The organism is Actinomycetospora sp. 2LY8.5, assembly GCF_057180585.1.
Genome location: NZ_JBXUHE010000004.1, coordinates 154,082 through 169,668, shown reverse-complemented (window position 1 = coordinate 169,668; position 15,587 = coordinate 154,082). Strand labels below are relative to the sequence as shown.

16 protein-coding genes are annotated in these 15,587 nt (G+C 73.5%); 7 read left to right on the top strand and 9 right to left on the bottom strand.

Annotated elements, in window-relative coordinates; translation table 11 throughout:
* Positions 1-258: 258 nt before the first annotated feature.
* From AC2A1K_RS07185 to mptB, 5 genes are all read right to left on the bottom strand, one after another.
* Positions 259-1,233, bottom strand: a complete 975-nt coding sequence (locus AC2A1K_RS07185) for a quinone oxidoreductase family protein (protein ID WP_483895630.1) — start codon at positions 1,231-1,233, stop codon at positions 259-261.
* A 2-nt stretch (positions 1,234-1,235) separates the two neighbouring features.
* The gene (locus tag AC2A1K_RS07180; protein WP_483895629.1) at positions 1,236-2,204 is read right to left on the bottom strand and encodes a COX15/CtaA family protein; all 969 of its coding nucleotides are present in this window, start codon (positions 2,202-2,204) and stop codon (positions 1,236-1,238) included.
* A 65-nt stretch (positions 2,205-2,269) separates the two neighbouring features.
* Positions 2,270-3,040 carry an ABC transporter permease gene (locus AC2A1K_RS07175; RefSeq protein WP_483895628.1) on the bottom strand — a complete coding sequence of 257 codons (771 nt, stop codon included), beginning with the start codon at positions 3,038-3,040 and terminating at the stop codon, positions 2,270-2,272.
* 144 nt (positions 3,041-3,184) lie between these two features.
* A complete protein-coding gene (locus tag AC2A1K_RS07170; protein WP_483895627.1) occupies positions 3,185-4,114 on the bottom strand; it encodes an ABC transporter ATP-binding protein in 930 nt (309 codons plus the stop codon).
* A 23-nt stretch (positions 4,115-4,137) separates the two neighbouring features.
* On the bottom strand, positions 4,138-5,700 hold the full coding sequence (mptB, locus tag AC2A1K_RS07165; protein ID WP_483895626.1) for a polyprenol phosphomannose-dependent alpha 1,6 mannosyltransferase MptB: 1,563 nt from the start codon (positions 5,698-5,700) through the stop codon (positions 4,138-4,140).
* Between the two features lie 194 nt (positions 5,701-5,894).
* Here mptB and AC2A1K_RS07160 point away from each other — a divergent pair, with 194 nt between their 5' ends.
* Genes AC2A1K_RS07160 through AC2A1K_RS07130 form a run of 7 tightly spaced genes read left to right on the top strand, consistent with a single transcriptional unit; the run spans position 5,895 to position 12,293 of the window.
* Positions 5,895-6,584 (top strand): helix-turn-helix transcriptional regulator, encoded by a 690-nt coding sequence (locus AC2A1K_RS07160; protein WP_483895625.1) that lies wholly within the window; start codon positions 5,895-5,897, stop codon positions 6,582-6,584.
* On the top strand, positions 6,581-8,032 hold the full coding sequence (sufB, locus tag AC2A1K_RS07155; RefSeq protein WP_483895624.1) for a Fe-S cluster assembly protein SufB: 1,452 nt from the start codon (positions 6,581-6,583) through the stop codon (positions 8,030-8,032). The genes AC2A1K_RS07160 and sufB overlap by 4 nt, the downstream gene beginning before the upstream one ends.
* Complete coding sequence (sufD, locus tag AC2A1K_RS07150; RefSeq protein ID WP_483895623.1) at positions 8,029-9,309, top strand: Fe-S cluster assembly protein SufD; 1,281 nt, start codon at positions 8,029-8,031, stop codon at positions 9,307-9,309. Before sufB ends, sufD begins: the two co-directional genes overlap by 4 nt.
* 47 nt (positions 9,310-9,356) lie before the next feature.
* A complete protein-coding gene (sufC, locus tag AC2A1K_RS07145) occupies positions 9,357-10,127 on the top strand; it encodes a Fe-S cluster assembly ATPase SufC (RefSeq protein WP_483895622.1) in 771 nt (256 codons plus the stop codon).
* Entirely contained in the window at positions 10,124-11,425 is a 1,302-nt protein-coding gene (locus tag AC2A1K_RS07140; protein WP_483895621.1) for a cysteine desulfurase, read from the top strand. Before sufC ends, AC2A1K_RS07140 begins: the two co-directional genes overlap by 4 nt.
* Positions 11,422-11,883 (top strand): Fe-S cluster assembly sulfur transfer protein SufU, encoded by a 462-nt coding sequence (gene sufU, locus AC2A1K_RS07135; RefSeq protein ID WP_483895620.1) that lies wholly within the window; start codon positions 11,422-11,424, stop codon positions 11,881-11,883. The genes AC2A1K_RS07140 and sufU overlap by 4 nt, the downstream gene beginning before the upstream one ends.
* The gene (locus AC2A1K_RS07130) at positions 11,880-12,293 is read left to right on the top strand and encodes a metal-sulfur cluster assembly factor (protein WP_483895619.1); all 414 of its coding nucleotides are present in this window, start codon (positions 11,880-11,882) and stop codon (positions 12,291-12,293) included. Before sufU ends, AC2A1K_RS07130 begins: the two co-directional genes overlap by 4 nt.
* Positions 12,294-12,361: 68 nt before the next feature.
* Here the strand turns inward: AC2A1K_RS07130 and AC2A1K_RS07125 are convergent, their stop codons facing one another.
* The 4 genes from AC2A1K_RS07125 to AC2A1K_RS07110 all read right to left on the bottom strand — a co-directional run bounded on the left by AC2A1K_RS07125 (position 12,362) and on the right by AC2A1K_RS07110 (position 15,558).
* Positions 12,362-13,390 carry an adenylate/guanylate cyclase domain-containing protein gene (locus AC2A1K_RS07125; protein WP_483895618.1) on the bottom strand — a complete coding sequence of 343 codons (1,029 nt, stop codon included), beginning with the start codon at positions 13,388-13,390 and terminating at the stop codon, positions 12,362-12,364.
* The gene (locus AC2A1K_RS07120) at positions 13,387-13,833 is read right to left on the bottom strand and encodes a universal stress protein (protein ID WP_483895617.1); all 447 of its coding nucleotides are present in this window, start codon (positions 13,831-13,833) and stop codon (positions 13,387-13,389) included. The genes AC2A1K_RS07125 and AC2A1K_RS07120 overlap by 4 nt, the downstream gene beginning before the upstream one ends.
* A 67-nt stretch (positions 13,834-13,900) precedes the next feature.
* A complete protein-coding gene (locus AC2A1K_RS07115; RefSeq protein ID WP_483895616.1) occupies positions 13,901-15,145 on the bottom strand; it encodes a lycopene cyclase family protein in 1,245 nt (414 codons plus the stop codon).
* Positions 15,142-15,558, bottom strand: coding sequence for a hypothetical protein (locus AC2A1K_RS07110; RefSeq protein WP_483895615.1), 417 nt, complete (start codon positions 15,556-15,558; stop codon positions 15,142-15,144). Before AC2A1K_RS07110 ends, AC2A1K_RS07115 begins: the two co-directional genes overlap by 4 nt.
* Between the last annotated feature and the right edge of the window lie 29 nt (positions 15,559-15,587).

Here is a 15,587-nt window from a genome sequence, read left to right as displayed (position 1 = left end):
GCGGCGGGCCCCGACGCGAACGGCACGTTCGGCAGGCGGGGACGCCGACCGATCATGCGCGGCGCTCCTCTCGCCCGTGGATGGAACCGATCGGGACCGCCGGCCCTCCAACCCGGTGTGGACACCTCTCGACCTTTCCGAACCCGTGACTCGCGCGAGGCCCTGGCGGTACGTGCCGCTGAGCGGGCGGCACGTCTCGCATGATCGGGAGGCGCAGCAGCCTGCCGGACGTGCGTCTCGCGCGCCGGGGCGCCGGGCTCAGGGCAGCAGCAGGAGCTTTCCCGTCGTGCGCCGTGATTCCAGGTCGCGGTGGGCCGTCGCGGCGTCGTCGAGGGCGTAGCGGCCGCCGATGCGCACCGACAGGTCCCCGGCGGCCACCGCCGAGAACACCGCCGCGGCACGCGCGGCGAGCGTCTCGGGGGTTCGGACGTGCCAGGCCAGGGACGGGCGGGTGAGGTAGAGGGAGCCGCCGCTGTTGAGCCGCTGGGGGTCGACCGGCGGCACCGGGCCGCTGGCCGCGCCGTAGAGGGCGAGCACACCGCGGATGCGCAGGCTCGCCAGCGAGGCATCGAAGGTGGACGCGCCGACGCCGTCGTAGACCACGGCGACGCCCTCGCCGCCGGTGAGGGCCCGCACGCGGTCGGCGAGGTCCTGGGGAGCGGAGCCGTAGCGCAGGGTCTCGTCGGCGCCGGCCTCGCGAGCGAGGGCGTCCTTCTCCGGCGAGGAGGTCGTCGCGATCACTCGAGCACCCAGGGACCGCGCCATCTGGCAGAGCAGCAGGCCCATCCCGCCCGCCGCGGCGTGCACGAGGACGTCGTCGCCGGGCGCGACGGGGTAGGTGTCGTGGAGCAGGTAGTGCGCGGTCATGCCCTGCAGGACCACGGCCGTCGCGGTCTCGAGGTCGAGACCCTCGGGGACCGTGACGAGCTCGGTCGCCGGCACCACCGCGAGCGTCCCGTAGGCCCCGAGCGCGTTGGTCCACGCGACGCGGTCGCCCGGCGCCACGGTGGTGACGCCCGGGCCGAGGGCGCGCACGGTGCCGCCGCCCTCGAGGCCGGGCACGAAGGGCAGGCCGATCGGGTAGATGCCGGTGCGGAAGTAGGTGTCGATGTAGTTGACGCCGACCGCGGCGAGCTCGACGAGCACCTGGCCGTCGCCGGGCTCGGGGTCGGGCAGGTCGGCGGGCTCGAGGACCTCGGGGCCGCCGAGGCGCGAGACCTGGATCGCGTGCACGGTCAGGACCTCCCGGCGAGGGCGGGGGCGGGAGCGTCGACGGGGTCGGGCGCCGGGTCGAGCGAGGCCGTGGCGGACCAGAGCCACGCGGTCGCCGTGACGGTGACCACCGCGCCGAGGACGTGCAGGGCCACGAGCAGCTCCGGGACGCCGAGGGCGTACTGGATCCCGCCCAGCGCGCCCTGCGCGAGCGTGAGGAGCACCAGCACTCGCAGGCGCACGATCACCGCCTGGGGCACCGCCACCGCATGGGTCATGAAGCCGACGCCGACGAGCAGGCCGAGGAAGGCGAAGAGCAGGTGCGCGTGCGCCGTCGCGAGGGTGGGGAGCGGGATCGCCTCCAGGCGCGGGGTCGCGGCGTCGCCACCGTGCGGGCCGGCCGCGGTGACGAGGGTCCCCGCCACGAGCAGGGCCACGAGCACGACCGAGGTCACGGCGAGCAGCCCGCGCAGGGCCGGCGGAACCGCGGGGACCCAGGGCGTCCCGGGCGGGGTGGCCATCGCGGCGGGGGAGGACTCGCGCACCAGCAGCACCGCGAGCCAGATCAAGGGGATCGTCACGAGGAAGTGCGGCGCGACGGTGTACCAGGCCAGGCCGGTGAGCACGGTGATGCCGCCGATGACGGCCTGGGCGATGACCCCGAGGGGCATCGTCGCGGCCAGCAGGACGAGCCGCTTGCGGCGGGGCCGCACGTTGAGGGCGGCGAGCAGGCAGGCACCGGTGACGAGCACGAGCGCGATCCCGAGCAGGCGGTTGCCGAACTCGACCCACTGGTGCAGCACCGCGATCTCGGGGTGCGGCACCGGGACGAGGCTGCCCGGGAAGCACTCGGGCCAGGTGGGGCAGCCGAGCCCGGACCCGGTGACGCGGACGACCGCACCCGTGACCGCGATGCCGGCCTGGCCGACGACCGCGGCCATCGCGAGGCCGAGCATCAGCCGGGGCGGTGTGGCGGGGAGACGCTCCAGCACAGGGCCGATCCTAGGACGCGGAGCGCAGCGGAGCCGGACCCAGTCCTACGGGTCGTCGTAGGGGCTCAGGACCAGCGCACGGTGCGGGTGGCGACGGCCCCGCCGACCACCGCCCAGACGAGCAGCACGGCGATCTGCCCACCCGTGACCCCGTCGCCGAGCAGCGCCGCCCGCAGGCCGTCGGCGAGGGCCCCGGACGGCAGCAGCGCCACCACGGCCGCGAGCGGGCCGGGCAGGTCCGCGGTCGGGACGAGCACGCCGCCGGCGAAGAGCAGCACGAACCAGACGATGTTGGCGACCGCGAGTACCAGTTCCGCGCGCAGACTGCCGCCGAGCAGCACGCCGACGGCGCCGAACGCCGCGGTGCCGAGCACGACGAGCAGCAGGACCGCGCCGAGCGATCCCGCCTCCGGGCGCCAGCCCAGCGCGAGGGCGACGGCGGCGAGCACGACGAGCTGCACGAGCACGACCGCCGCCATCCCGCCGAGGCGCCCGAGGACGATCAGCCACCGGGGGATCGCGGTGGCGGCGAGCCTGCGCATCACCCCGTACCGGCGGTCGAAGCCCAGGGAGATCGCCTGGCTCGTGAACGCCGTCGACATCACCGCGAGCGCGAGCACCGTCCCCAGCGCGGACGCGGGGCGGGGCTCGGGCAGCGGCACGACCCGCAGCAGCGAGAGCCCGACGAGCAGCGCGAGCGGGATGATCAGCGTCAGCAGGACCTGCTCGCCCTGGCGCAGCGCGAGCCGCGTCTCGAGGGCGACCTGGACGGCGAGCATGCGCCCGAGCGGCCCGCGCTCGGGCGTGGGGGTGAAGGTCCCGGCGGGGAAGGTCACGAGCCCACCCCCGCCGACGGGCGGCCGGGCGCGACGGAGGAGCGACCGGGGGCCCGGTCGTTGCGGGGGATCACGAGCCCACCCCCGCCGACGGGCGGCCGGGCGCGACGGAGGAGCGACCGGGGGCCCGGTCGTTGCGGGGGATCACGATCGCAGCTCCCGCCCGGTCAGCTCCAGGAACACGTCCTCGAGGCTGCGGCGCGCGACGCGCAGGTCGTCGGCGAGCACGCCCTGGCGCGCGCACCAGGACGTCACCGTGGAGAGCACCTGCGGGTCGATGGATCCCTCGACGAGGTAGCTGCCCGGCGTCGGCTCGGAGACGGAGCACCCCTCGGGGAGGGCGTCGGCGAGCAGGCGCAGGTCCATGCCCGCGGCGGCGCGGAAGCGCAGCTCGCGGTCGGCGCCGGCGGCGGTCAGCGTGTCCGGGCTGCCCTCGGCGACGGAGCGCCCGTGGTCGATGATCACGATGTGGTCGGCGAGGGTCTCGGCCTCCTGCATGAGGTGCGTGGTCAGCAGCACCGCGACGCCGTCGGCGCGCAGCGCGCGCACGAGGTCCCACACGAGGCGCCGGCCCTGCGGGTCGAGACTGGCGGTGGGTTCGTCGAGGAAGACGAGCTCCGGGCGTCCGACGACGGCGCACGCCAGCGCCAGGCGCTGCTGCTGGCCGACCGAGAGGCGCTTGTACGGCTTGCGGGCACAGCCGCCGAGACCGAGCGTCTCGACGAGCCAGTCGGGGTCGAGCGGGTGCGCCGAGCAGGCGGCGACGAGACCGACCATCTCGCGCACGCGGACACCGGGGTATGCGCCACCGCCCTGCGGCATCACGCCCATGCGGGCGCGCAGGGCGTCGGGCGCGCCGGCCGGGTCGGTGCCCAGCACCCGGACCTGCCCGGAGTCGCGGGTGCGCAGCCCCTCGCAGACCTCGACGGTGGTGGTCTTGCCGGCGCCGTTCGGCCCGAGCAGGGCGAGCACCTGGCCCGGCGCGAGGTCGAGGTCGAGGCCGTCGACGGCCGCCTGGCCCTGGTAGCGCACGACGAGGTCGCGCACCTCCAGCGCGCCTGCGGTGACCGACACGGCCGACAGCCTAGGTCGCCGGTTCAACAGGTCGAGCTCCGCTCCGTCTCCGGGGTGCGCGTCACGCGCCCGCGCACCGCGAGGAGCGGGACCAGCGCGAGCAGCGCCGCGGCGGTGATGGCCATGGGCAGCTGGTAGGTGCGGAACGAGAAGTCCGCGCCCGTCGGCGGCACCAGCAGGGCCACGATCGCGCACACGGCGACGGCGAACCCCCGGATCTTCGGGTTGCGCACCGAGGCGGCGAGCGGGACGACCGCCCACAGCAGGTACCAGGGATGCAGCACGGGCCCGGCGAGGAACACCGCGCCGAAGCCGTAGCCCATGCCGGCGACGGCGTGCAGGCGCCCGCCCAGCACCATGAACACGAGGATCAGACACACGACACCCGCGACCCCGAGCCCGGCGGAGCGGGTGAGGTCGAGGACGGCCTCGGTGTGGTCACCGAGACCGAGGATCCCGCCGAGCCAGCCGCCCAGCACCCCGAGGTCGGTGGTGACCGAGAGCCAGCTGCGCAGCAGGTTCGGCACGGCGAGCGCCTGGATCCACCCGAAGCCCAGCCCGCTGCCGACCGAGACCGCGACGACCGTGCCGAGCCCGAGCGCCGAGCAGCCCGCGCCGTAGCGCACCAGGCGCGCGAACCCGCCGCCGCGTTCGTGGGCGACGTGCGCGGCCAGGAAGCCGAGCGCCACCACCGCGGGGATCTTCCCGGAGGCACCGAGCCCGATGAGCAGCGCGCCGAGCACCCAGGAGCGGCGCATCCCCAGCTCCATGCCGGCGAGGACGACGCCCATCATGATCGCGTCGTTGTGGATGCCGCTGACCAGGTGGAACAGCACCAGGGGGCTGATCGCGAGCCAGAGCGCGGCGATGGGTTCCACGCCGGCCCGGCGCGCCAGGTGCGGCACCGCCCAGATCACGAGGCCCAGCGAGGCGAGTGCCAGCACCCGGTGGAGGTAGACGCCGAGGACGATGTCGTCGCCCGCGATGGCCGTGATGAGGCGGCCGAAGGAGAGGAAGCCAGGTCCGTACGGCGACGGTGTGGTCCGCCAGATCGTCGGGATGCTCGCGACCAGCGGGTCGGAGAGCCCGAGCGCCTGCGCGGCGCCGTAGACGTACGGGTCGAAGCCGCGGGAGACGACCTCGGCCTGGGAGAGGTAGCCGTAGACGTCGGTGGAGAACAGCGGCGGCGCGACGGCCAGCGGCGCCATCCACATGACGAGGATCCGGGTCAGCTGGCGCACCGAGAGACGCACGCGGCCCGGCCACGCGAGCCGCCCGAGCCAGAGCCACGCGAGCACGAGCATGCCCATGCCGACGTAGGCGAGCGTCAGTGACACCGTGGGCATCCGGCCCCAGAGACCGAGCACGCGCGTGCCGAGCAGCGGGTTGTACGCCGGCGCCGGCGTCGCGCCGCAGCCCAGGGCGCCGATCGCCATGAGGAGCGAGCCGGTGGTGCCGAAGCGGCGCACCGTGCGCAGGCGGCGTCGCTCGTCGGGCGTCGGCGGGGGAGGTTGCGCGCCCGGCGGGGTCACGGACGGCGACACGGCAGCGGTGACCGGCGCAGGGACCTCCGCTGTGCCGGTCACGGGCAGGGACGATACCGAGGCCGATCGCGGTTCCCGCCCGCCGTACCCCGGCTCTCGGTAAGGATAGGTAACCCTGCGTGAGTGCGATCACCCCGCCGGTCCGGGGGCCCGCTTTGCCGGGCGGCGACAAATAAGCAAGACTGGTGTTGTCAAAAGAAGGCAGACCGGACAGGTACGGGCAGGAGGTGAGGACCATGGGTGACGGTCACGACGGCCGGACACGGGACCTCATCGTCCGGCGGCTCCTCGAGCACGGCCCCACGACGGCGAAGGAGCTCGCCGGGGAGCTGGGGCTGTCCGGGGCGGCGGTGCGCCGGCACCTCGACGCCCTGATCGCCGAGGCCACGGTGACCACTCGTGACTCCCCCCGCGCCGGGCGCGGGCGGGGGCGTCCCGCCCGTCAGCACCTGCTCACCGAGCAGGGCCGCCGGCGCGCCGGGGGCGACGAGGACGACGTCGCCGAGCTGGCCGTCGCGGTGCTGCGCGAGCTGTCCGACGTGGTGGGGGAGGACGCGGTCCGCGCGTTCGCCCGCAAGCGCGTGGAGGGCATGCTCGCCGAGCACCGCGAGGAGATCGGGGCCCACGCCGACCACGCCGAGCGGGTGCACGCGCTCGCCGGTGCGCTCTCCCACGAGGGATACGCGGCCTCCTCCCGTGCCACCACGGCCGGCGAGGCGCTCTGCCAGCACCACTGTCCGGTGGCCGGCGTGGCCGCCGAGTTCCCACAGCTGTGCGAGGCGGAGACCGAGGTCTTCGCCGAGCTCCTGGGCACCCACGTCCAACGGTTGTCCACGATCGCGCGCGGCGACGCCGCGTGCACCACGCACGTGCCCCGACAGCAGGGCTCCACCACCACCGACGTCAAGGGAAGGCAGGTCGTATGACCACCTCCGCGGAGCGGACCACCCCCGCCGCCCCGACCGAGCTCACCCAGGAGGAGACCCTCGCGGCGCTCGGGCAGTACCAGTTCGGGTGGCACGACAGCGACGTCGCCGGGGCGAGCGCGCAGCGAGGCCTCAACGAGGCGGTCGTGCGCGACATCTCGGACAAGAAGAGCGAGCCGGACTGGATGCTCCAGGCGCGGCTGAAGGCGCTGAGCACGTTCGAGAAGAAGCCGATGCCGCAGTGGGGCTCCGACCTCTCGGGCATCGACTTCGACAACATCAAGTACTTCGTCCGGTCCACGGAGAAGCAGGCCGCCAGCTGGGAGGACCTGCCCGAGGACATCAAGGCGACCTACGACAAGCTCGGCATCCCCGAGGCGGAGAAGGCCCGCCTCGTCGCCGGCGTCGCGGCGCAGTACGAGTCCGAGGTCGTGTACCACCAGATCCGCGAGGACCTGGAGGCGCAGGGCGTCATCTTCATGGACACCGACACCGGTCTGCGCGAGCACCCGGAGCTGTTCGAGGAGTACTTCGGCTCGGTCATCCCGGCCGGCGACAACAAGTTCTCCGCGCTGAACTCCGCGGTGTGGTCCGGCGGCTCGTTCATCTACGTGCCGAAGGGTGTCCACGTCGACATCCCGCTGCAGGCCTACTTCCGGATCAACACCGAGAACATGGGCCAGTTCGAGCGGACGCTGATCATCGTCGACGAGGACGCCTACGTCCACTACGTCGAGGGCTGCACGGCGCCGATCTACTCGTCCGACTCGCTGCACTCCGCGGTCGTCGAGATCGTCGTGAAGAAGGGCGGCCGCTGCCGCTACACGACCATCCAGAACTGGTCGAACAACGTCTACAACCTGGTCACCAAGCGCGCCAAGGCCGAAGAGGGCGCGACCATGGAGTGGGTCGACGGCAACATCGGCTCCAAGGTGACCATGAAGTACCCGGCCGTCTGGCTGACCGGGCCGCACGCCAAGGGCGAGGTGCTCTCGGTGGCGTTCTCCGGCGAGGGCCAGCACCAGGACGCGGGCGCCAAGATGGTGCACCTCGCGCCCCACACGTCGTCGACGATCATCTCGAAGTCGGTGGCGCGCGGCGGCGGGCGCACCAGCTACCGCGGCCTCGTGCGCGTCAACAAGGGCGCGCACCACTCGCGGTCGACGGTGAAGTGCGACGCGCTGCTGGTCGACACGGTCAGCCGCAGCGACACCTACCCGTACGTCGACGTCCGCGAGGACGACGTGACGATGGGCCACGAGGCGACCGTCTCGAAGGTCAGCGAGGACCAGCTCTTCTACCTGATGTCCCGCGGCCTCACCGAGGACGAGGCCATGGCGATGATCGTGCGCGGGTTCGTCGAGCCCATCGCGCGCGAGCTGCCCATGGAGTATGCCCTCGAGCTCAACCGCCTGATCGAGCTGCAGATGGAGGGCGCTGTCGGATGAGCGACGCACCCACGAGGGATCTGGCTGCGAACGCCGGGGGCGGCGCTGTCGACGCTGTTGGCGCCCCGGTGCTCGACGTAGACCCGGGCATCAGGGCGGCCGGACCGAAGACCGCCCCGTGGGAGGAGCGGCACACCTCCTACGACGTCGAGGCCTTCGAGGTCCCGCGCGGGCGTGAGGAACAGTGGCGCTTCACGCCGCTGCGCCGGCTGCGCGGGCTCCACGACGGTTCGGCGAGCGCCGACGGTGCCGTCGAGGTGTCGGTACGCGCCGGCTTCGGCGACGGCGCCACCGATCTGGCGGGCTCCGGCACGAAGCACGAGAAGGTCGGCCGCGACGACCCGCGCCTCGGCGACGGCGGCATCCCCGCCGACCGCGTGGCGGCGCAGGCGTGGTCGTCGTTCACCGAGGCTCACCTGGTGTCGGTCGACGAGGCGCGCTCGGACGACGAGCCGCTGACCGTGACGGTGGCCGGGCCCGGTGAGGGCAAGGTGGCGTTCGCCCACGTGCAGGTGCGTCTCGAGCACCACGCGGAAGCCGTCGTCGTCCTCGACCACCGCGGCTCCGGCGCGGTCGCGGCGAACACGGAGTTCGTCGTGGCCGACGGCGCCAAGCTCGAGGTCGTCGAGGTGCACGACTGGGCCGACGACGGCGTGTACGTCGGCGCGCAGCACCTGTCGGTCGGGCGCGACGCCACGATCCGGCACACCTCGGTGACGCTCGGCGGCGACCTCGTCCGGCTCTCCCCGGTGATCAACTACCGGGCGCCCGGCGGCGACGTCGAGCTCGACGGGCTGTACTTCGCCGACGGCGGCCAGCACTTCGAGCAGCGCCTGCTCGTCGACCACTCGGTGGAGAACTGCCGCTCGCGGGTGATGTACAAGGGCGCGCTGCAGGGCGCTGTGGACTCGGCGGGCGGCACGGCGGCGCACACGGTCTGGATCGGCGACGTGCTGATCCGCAAGGCGGCCGAGGGCACCGACACCTACGAGCTCAACCGCAACCTGCTGCTGACCGACAACGCCCGCGCCGACTCGGTGCCCAACCTCGAGATCGAAACGGGCGAGATCGTCGGCGCCGGCCACGCGAGCGCGACCGGAAGGTTCGACGACGAGCAGCTGTTCTACCTGATGGCGCGCGGCATCCCCGAGCCCCAGGCGCGGCGGCTGGTCGTGCGCGGATTCTTCGGCGAGGTCATCCAGAAGGTCCGCGTGCCCGCGCTGCGCGACCGGCTCGAGGCGGCCATCGAGGCCGAGCTCGAGGCCATCGGTTCCTGATCCGGCCGGCAGCCAGAACACTTCCACCACGTAGTGAAAGAGGCTTGATGTCCACCCTCGAGATCCGCGACCTCCACGTCGAGGTCGAGACCGAGTCCGGCCCCAAGGAGATCCTGCGCGGGGTCGACCTCACCGTGAGCTCGAACGAGACCCACGCGATCATGGGTCCGAACGGCTCCGGCAAGTCGACGCTCGCCTACTCCATCGCGGGTCACCCGAAGTACACGGTCACCAAGGGTCAGGTGCTCCTCGACGGCGAGGACGTGCTGGAGATGGCCGTCGACGAGCGTGCGCGCGCCGGGCTGTTCCTGGCGATGCAGTACCCCGTCGAGGTGCCCGGCGTGTCGATGTCGAACTTCCTGCGCTCGGCGGCCACCGCCACCCGTGGCGAGGCGCCGAAGGTGCGGCACTGGGTCAAGGAGGTCAAGGGCGCGATGTCCGACCTCGACATCGACCCGGCCTTCGCCGAACGCAGCGTCAACGAGGGCTTCTCCGGCGGCGAGAAGAAGCGCCACGAGGTCCTGCAGATGGCGCTGCTCAAGCCGAAGATCGCCGTCCTCGACGAGACCGACTCCGGCCTCGACGTCGACGCCCTGCGCGTCGTGAGCAAGGGCGTCAACGACTACAAGGCGGCGTCCGACGTCGGGATCCTGCTGATCACGCACTACACGCGGATCCTGCGCTACATCGCGCCGGACAGGGTCCACGTGTTCGTGGGCGGCCGGGTCGCCGAGTCCGGCGGGCCCGAGCTCGCCGAGGAGCTCGAGGCCAACGGCTACGAGCGCTTCATCGGCGCGAAGGAGGAGCAGCCGGCATGACGGCCATCGCACCCACGGCCCCGGGTGCGACCCTGGATGTCGCGAAGATCCGTGCGGACTTCCCCATCCTGAGCCGCACCGTCCGCGACGGGAAGCCGCTCGTGTACCTGGACTCGGGCGCGACCTCGCAGCGCCCGCGCCAGGTGCTGGACGCCGAGCGCACGTTCCTCGAGACGTCCAACGCCGCCGTGCACCGGGGCGCCCACGCCCTGGCCGAGGAGGCCACCGACGCCTACGAGTCCGCCCGCGAGCGCATCGCGGCGTTCGTCGGCGCGGACGTCGGCGAGATCGTCTTCACCAAGAACGCGACCGAGGGCCTCAACCTCGTCGCGTACGGGATGAGCAACGCGTCCGTCGGGGACGGCCTGGACGCCGCGGCCGCACGGTTCCGCCTCGGGCCGGGCGACGAGATCGTCACCACCGAGATGGAGCACCACGCCAACCTCGTGCCCTGGCAGGAACTGTGCCGGCGCACCGGGGCGACGCTGCGGTGGTTCTCGGTGACCTCGGACGGGCGACTCGACCTCGACGACGACCCGATCACCGAGCGCACCAAGGTCGTCGCGTTCACCCACCAGTCCAACGTGCTGGGCACCGTCCCGCCGGTGGAGGAGCTGGTGCGGCGGGCGCGTGCGGTCGGCGCGTACACGGTGCTCGACGCCTGCCAGTCGGTGCCACACGCGCCCGTGGACCTGCACGCCCTGGGCGTCGACTTCGCGTCGTTCTCCGGGCACAAGATGCTCGGACCGTCGGGGATCGGCGTGCTCTACGGGCGGCGCGAGCTGCTCGAGGCGCTGCCGCCGTTCCTCACCGGTGGTTCGATGATCGAGCTGGTGCGCCTGGAGGGCTCGACCTACGCGCCGCCGCCGGCGCGGTTCGAGGCCGGTGTGCCGATGACGTCGCAGGCGATCGGCCTCGGCGCGGCCGTCGACTACCTCTCGGCGATCGGCATGGACGCCGTCAAGGCCCACGAGAACGAGCTGACCGGCGCCGCGCTGGTGAAGCTCCAGGACCTGCCGGGCATCACGATCATCGGCCCGCGCACCACCGAGGCCCGCGGGGGAGCGGTGGCCTTCGAGATCGACGGCATCCACCCCCACGACGCCTCGCAAGTGCTCGACGACTCGGGCATCGCCGTGCGCGTCGGGCACCACTGCGCATGGCCGCTGCACCGCGCCTTCGGCGTGCAGTCGTCGATCCGCGCGAGCTTCCACGTGTACAACACGCTGGAGGAGGTCGACGCGCTGGCCGACGGCGTGCGTCGCGCCCAGGAGTTCTTCGGAGTGCAGCCACGATGAAGCTCGACTCGATGTACCAGGAGATCATCCTGGACCACTACCGCAACCCGCACGGCCGCGGGCTGCGGGACCCCTTCGACGCCGAGGTCCACCACGTCAACCCGACCTGCGGCGACGAGGTCACCGTCCGGGTGCACCTGGCGGGCGGCGAGGGGCGCGACGCCAAGGTCGAGGACCTCTCGTACGACGCGCTGGGCTGCTCGATCAGCCAGGCGGCGACGTCGGTGGCCTACGACCTGCTCGTCGGGCACACCGTCGGCGAGGCCTTCGAGACCCTCGAGGCCTATCAGGAGATGGTGCAGGGCCGCGGCAAGGTCGAACCCGACGAGGACGTGCTCGACGACGCCGTCGCCTTCGCCGGCGTGGCGGCCTACCCGGCGCGCGTGAAGTGCGCTCTGCTCGGCTGGCTGGCGTTCAAGGACGCCGTCGCGCAGGCTCAAGCTGGAGGTAACCCATGACCGAGATCGACGAGACCGTCCAGCGCGGTGCGGCCGGCATGCCCGAGGCCCCGGCCCCCAGCGCGGACCTGCCCTCCTACGACGACCTCGAGGAGGCCATGCGCGACGTCGTCGACCCCGAGCTCGGGATCAACGTCGTCGACCTGGGCCTGCTCTACGGCATCGACGTCCACGGCGGCTCCGAGGACGGGGCCGGCCCGGTGGTCACCCTCGACATGACGCTGACCTCGGCGGCCTGCCCGCTGACCGACGTCATCGAGGACCAGGCCCGCGCCGCCCTGACGCAGGGCCCCGGCGGGGGACTGGCCCAGGACGTGCGGATCAACTGGGTCTGGATGCCGCCGTGGGGGCCGGACAAGATCACCGACGACGGGCGCGAGCAGCTCCGGGCGCTCGGCTTCACCGTCTGACCGACGCCGCCCCTGGGCGATCAACGGGGACTTCGGGCGCATAGAAGCAGCGAACAGGCCGTTCGCTGCTAAACCCGGCGCTCGCGCACCACGTGCGGGCGCAGGTCCCGGTAGCCGCGGACGGCGACGCCGGGAACGGAGCGGATGTCGAGGTCGAGGTCGGTGGCGCGCAGGGCCTCGGTGAGGTCTTCGTCGACGAGCACCGTGCCCGGACGGGCCTCCGAGGTCAGGCGGCTGGCGATGTTCACGACCGGCCCGTAGACGTCGCCGTAGCGGGGGAGGACCTCGCCGAGCGCGAGCCCCACGCGCAGGGTCAGGCGCTCTTCGTCGCCGGTGACCTCCTCGTGGAGGCGGAAGGCGATGTCGACGGCGTCCTCGACGCGCGCGCACACGAACAGGATCTCGTCGCCGAGGGTCTTGACGATCCGGCCGCGTCGGCGCGCGACGACCTCGGCCGACACGGTCTCGAAGCGTTCGAGCAGCGCGCGCAGCTCGACCTCGTCGATCTTGCGGGAGAGGCTGGTGAACCCGACGATGTCGGCGAAGCCCACGACCACGCGGTTCTCCGGCGGCCCCTCGCCGTCGGGGCGGGCGAGGGTCGACAGCATCCGGCCCGCGGTCACCGCGAGGTGCCGCCGCCAGACGTACGACTGCAGCCGCTCGAGGGTCGGGACCAGCGCCTCGACCGCCTCGACGATCGCGTCCGGGTCGTGCGCGAGGCCCGCGTCGGCGATGGTGCGGCGCACGAGCGTGGCCTGCCACTCCGCGAGGCGGCCGAGTCCCTGACCGAGCGCGCGGGCGACGGCCAGCTCCTCGGCCTCGTCGAAGGTGTCCTCGTCGAGCAGGCGCCCGGAGAGCTCGAGGGCGTCGACGTCGGCCTCGGCGAACCCGCGGACGTCGTCGGGGGTCGCGGGGAAGCCGAGCGAGCTCCACAGCCGCGAGGTGTGCTCCGGGGAGAACCCGGTGCGCTCCTGGACCTCGCCGCGTGTCATCGTGCGGGGCCCGCGCAGGAGCAGGTCCTCGATCCGCTCCTGCGCCCGGGCCCACCGCTCCGGATCGGCGGCGTCGGCGCCGGTGGGATCCGGACCCGGCGTCACGTGGTGTGGACGATGAGGACGTCGCTGCCGGCGCGTCGGGAGATGCCCTGGGGGACCGAGCCGAGCAGGCGGCCCGCGAGGCTGTTCAGGCCGCGGTTGCCGACGACGACGAGGTCGGCCTTGCGGTCGGAGACGACCTCGACGACGCGCTCGACGGGGTCGCCCTGGACGGCCACGGTGTCGATGTCGACCGATCCCTTGGCGGCCGCGCGCTCGCGGGCGTCGCGCAGCGTCTCCTCGGCGGGCGTCGACCCGACGACGTGGAAGGCCGCGTCCTCGCCGAGCGCCTGCTCGGCCTCGCCGGTCGACTTCGCCGGCTTGTAGGCGCAGATGATGAGCAGCCGGGCCTTGCTGTCGGCCGCGATCGTGGCGGCGCGATCGACGGCGCGGAACGACGACTCCGAGCCGTCCGTGCCGACGGCCACGGTCTGGTAAGCACCCATCGCGGAGAACCCTCCTCCTCGGTGGCGGGTCACGAGCCCGTCACGATTACGGTTCGCGAGCGTACCGCTACTGCTCCGTTCGGACGCTCTTGGCCCCGAGGAGCGTTCCCCTGATCAGGTGGCGGCGCAGGCGGGGTGTCAGTCGTCCGAACAGCGACGACATGGCCGCGAGCGATGCGCCGACGTCCTCGCGGGCGTCCAGATAGGCGCGGCGGTGGGTGGTCGGGAGCGAGAAGAACCGGTCGAAGAACGCGGGCACCTCGCCCGGCGGCATCGCGAGCAGCGTCTCGAGCCCGCGGCGGCGCAGGGCGTGCACGGTGACCGCGGCGGGGGAGCGCACGACCCGCCGGGCCGCGCGCGCCACGCCGACCGGTTCGGTGCCACCCCGCAGCGCGTCGGCGAGCACGGTGGCCACGCGCGGGGCCAGGCGCAGCGAGGTCGTCAGGCTGAACCCGGACGCGGGGTGCACGAGCGGGTCGGCGGCACCCACCGCGACCACCCCCGAGGGCGACCGGTGCCGCGGCGAGTCGACCGGGAAGCGCACCTTCTCGACGTCGGCGGGGTCGTCGGGGATCTCCGCGTCGGAGAGCCCCGCCGCCCGCAGGCGCGCCCGCAACCGGGCGCGCAGCTCGGGCACCGGCAGCCCCGGGCGGCGTGCGAGCGAGGTCTCCTCCAGCAGCACGCGGTCGTCGTCGAGCGGCACCGCATAGAGGAAGGTCGGCCAGCCGGGCCGTCCGTGGGTGGGTCGCCAGTCCATGAACAACAGCCGGTCGCCGCTCACCCGCGACGCCACCGCGCGGGGAACGACCACGCCGAACGCGGTCTGCTCGGCCCGCGCGCGCCCGCTGTCGAGCTCGTGGGCCGTGCCCCGCCGCGCCAGCGCCTGCCGGGCACCGGTGGCGTCGACGACGACCCGCGCGGTGACGGTGCTGCCGTCCTCGAGGACCAGCGCGGGGTGGCGTCCCGCGCCGGCCGGCGTCGCGCGCACGGCCCGGGCGCGCCGGACGGCCACCGCGGGGTCGGTGAGGTGGCGCTGGAGCGCGGCGGTGTCGAGCACGGCGTACTCGTCGTCGAGCTCGTGGGTGTGCTGCGCGATCGCCACGCCCCGCCCGCGGGCGGCGACGATCTCGCCGGGCAGATCCGCGGGCAGCTCGTGGACCCAGGCGCCGTAGGTGTGGGTCCACGCCCGTTGCGGGCGGGGGTCGACGAGCAGGGTGCGCAGGTCGCGGGCGGCGCAGGAGCGCGCCAGCGACCGGCCGGCGGGTCCCGCGCCGGCCACGACGACGTCGGCGACCGGTGCGGAGGGACTCACCGGTCGCTGTCTCCCGTTCGGTCCTCGACCGTGTCCGACTCGGCCCGCGCCATCTCCTCCAGGGCCGCTCGGTCGGCCTTCGCGCGGGCGTTCCAGCGCCGCATCTCCGGCGGGTAGCCGGTGACCGTGACGTCGTGGCACGCGACCTTCACCGAGCGCGCGAGCTTCTCCGCGGCCTTCGGCGTCCCGACGCGCCGGCGCGTCCACTCGCCGTCGAACGCCACGGCGACCACCGTCGTGTCGGTGGCCGTGGTCTCGGGCTCGACGTAGAACGCGACGCCCTCGCGGCTCCTGGCGAACGCCCGGAGGTGCTCCAGGTCGGCAGGACCGCCCTCGCGGTCGAGTACCTGGCGCTGGCCACCGGCCCCGACACCGCTGCCGCCTCCGCGGCGCCACCTGCTGAAGAGGCCCATGGGAACCACCTCCCGATCACCACCATTGT

Excerpts from the sequence above, each read along its gene's own strand:
- AC2A1K_RS07130 (WP_483895619.1), top strand. The coding sequence starts at position 11,880 with ATGACCGAGATCGACGAGACCGTCCAGCGCGGTGCGGCCGGCATGCCC.
- AC2A1K_RS07140 (WP_483895621.1), top strand. The coding sequence starts at position 10,124 with ATGACGGCCATCGCACCCACGGCCCCGGGTGCGACCCTGGATGTCGCG.
- AC2A1K_RS07110 (WP_483895615.1), bottom strand. The coding sequence starts at position 15,558 with ATGGGCCTCTTCAGCAGGTGGCGCCGCGGAGGCGGCAGCGGTGTCGGG.
- sufD (WP_483895623.1), top strand. The coding sequence starts at position 8,029 with ATGAGCGACGCACCCACGAGGGATCTGGCTGCGAACGCCGGGGGCGGC.
- AC2A1K_RS07160 (WP_483895625.1), top strand. The coding sequence starts at position 5,895 with ATGGGTGACGGTCACGACGGCCGGACACGGGACCTCATCGTCCGGCGG.
- sufB (WP_483895624.1), top strand. The coding sequence starts at position 6,581 with ATGACCACCTCCGCGGAGCGGACCACCCCCGCCGCCCCGACCGAGCTC.
- sufU (WP_483895620.1), top strand. The coding sequence starts at position 11,422 with ATGAAGCTCGACTCGATGTACCAGGAGATCATCCTGGACCACTACCGC.
- sufC (WP_483895622.1), top strand. The coding sequence starts at position 9,357 with ATGTCCACCCTCGAGATCCGCGACCTCCACGTCGAGGTCGAGACCGAG.
- AC2A1K_RS07120 (WP_483895617.1), bottom strand. The coding sequence starts at position 13,833 with ATGGGTGCTTACCAGACCGTGGCCGTCGGCACGGACGGCTCGGAGTCG.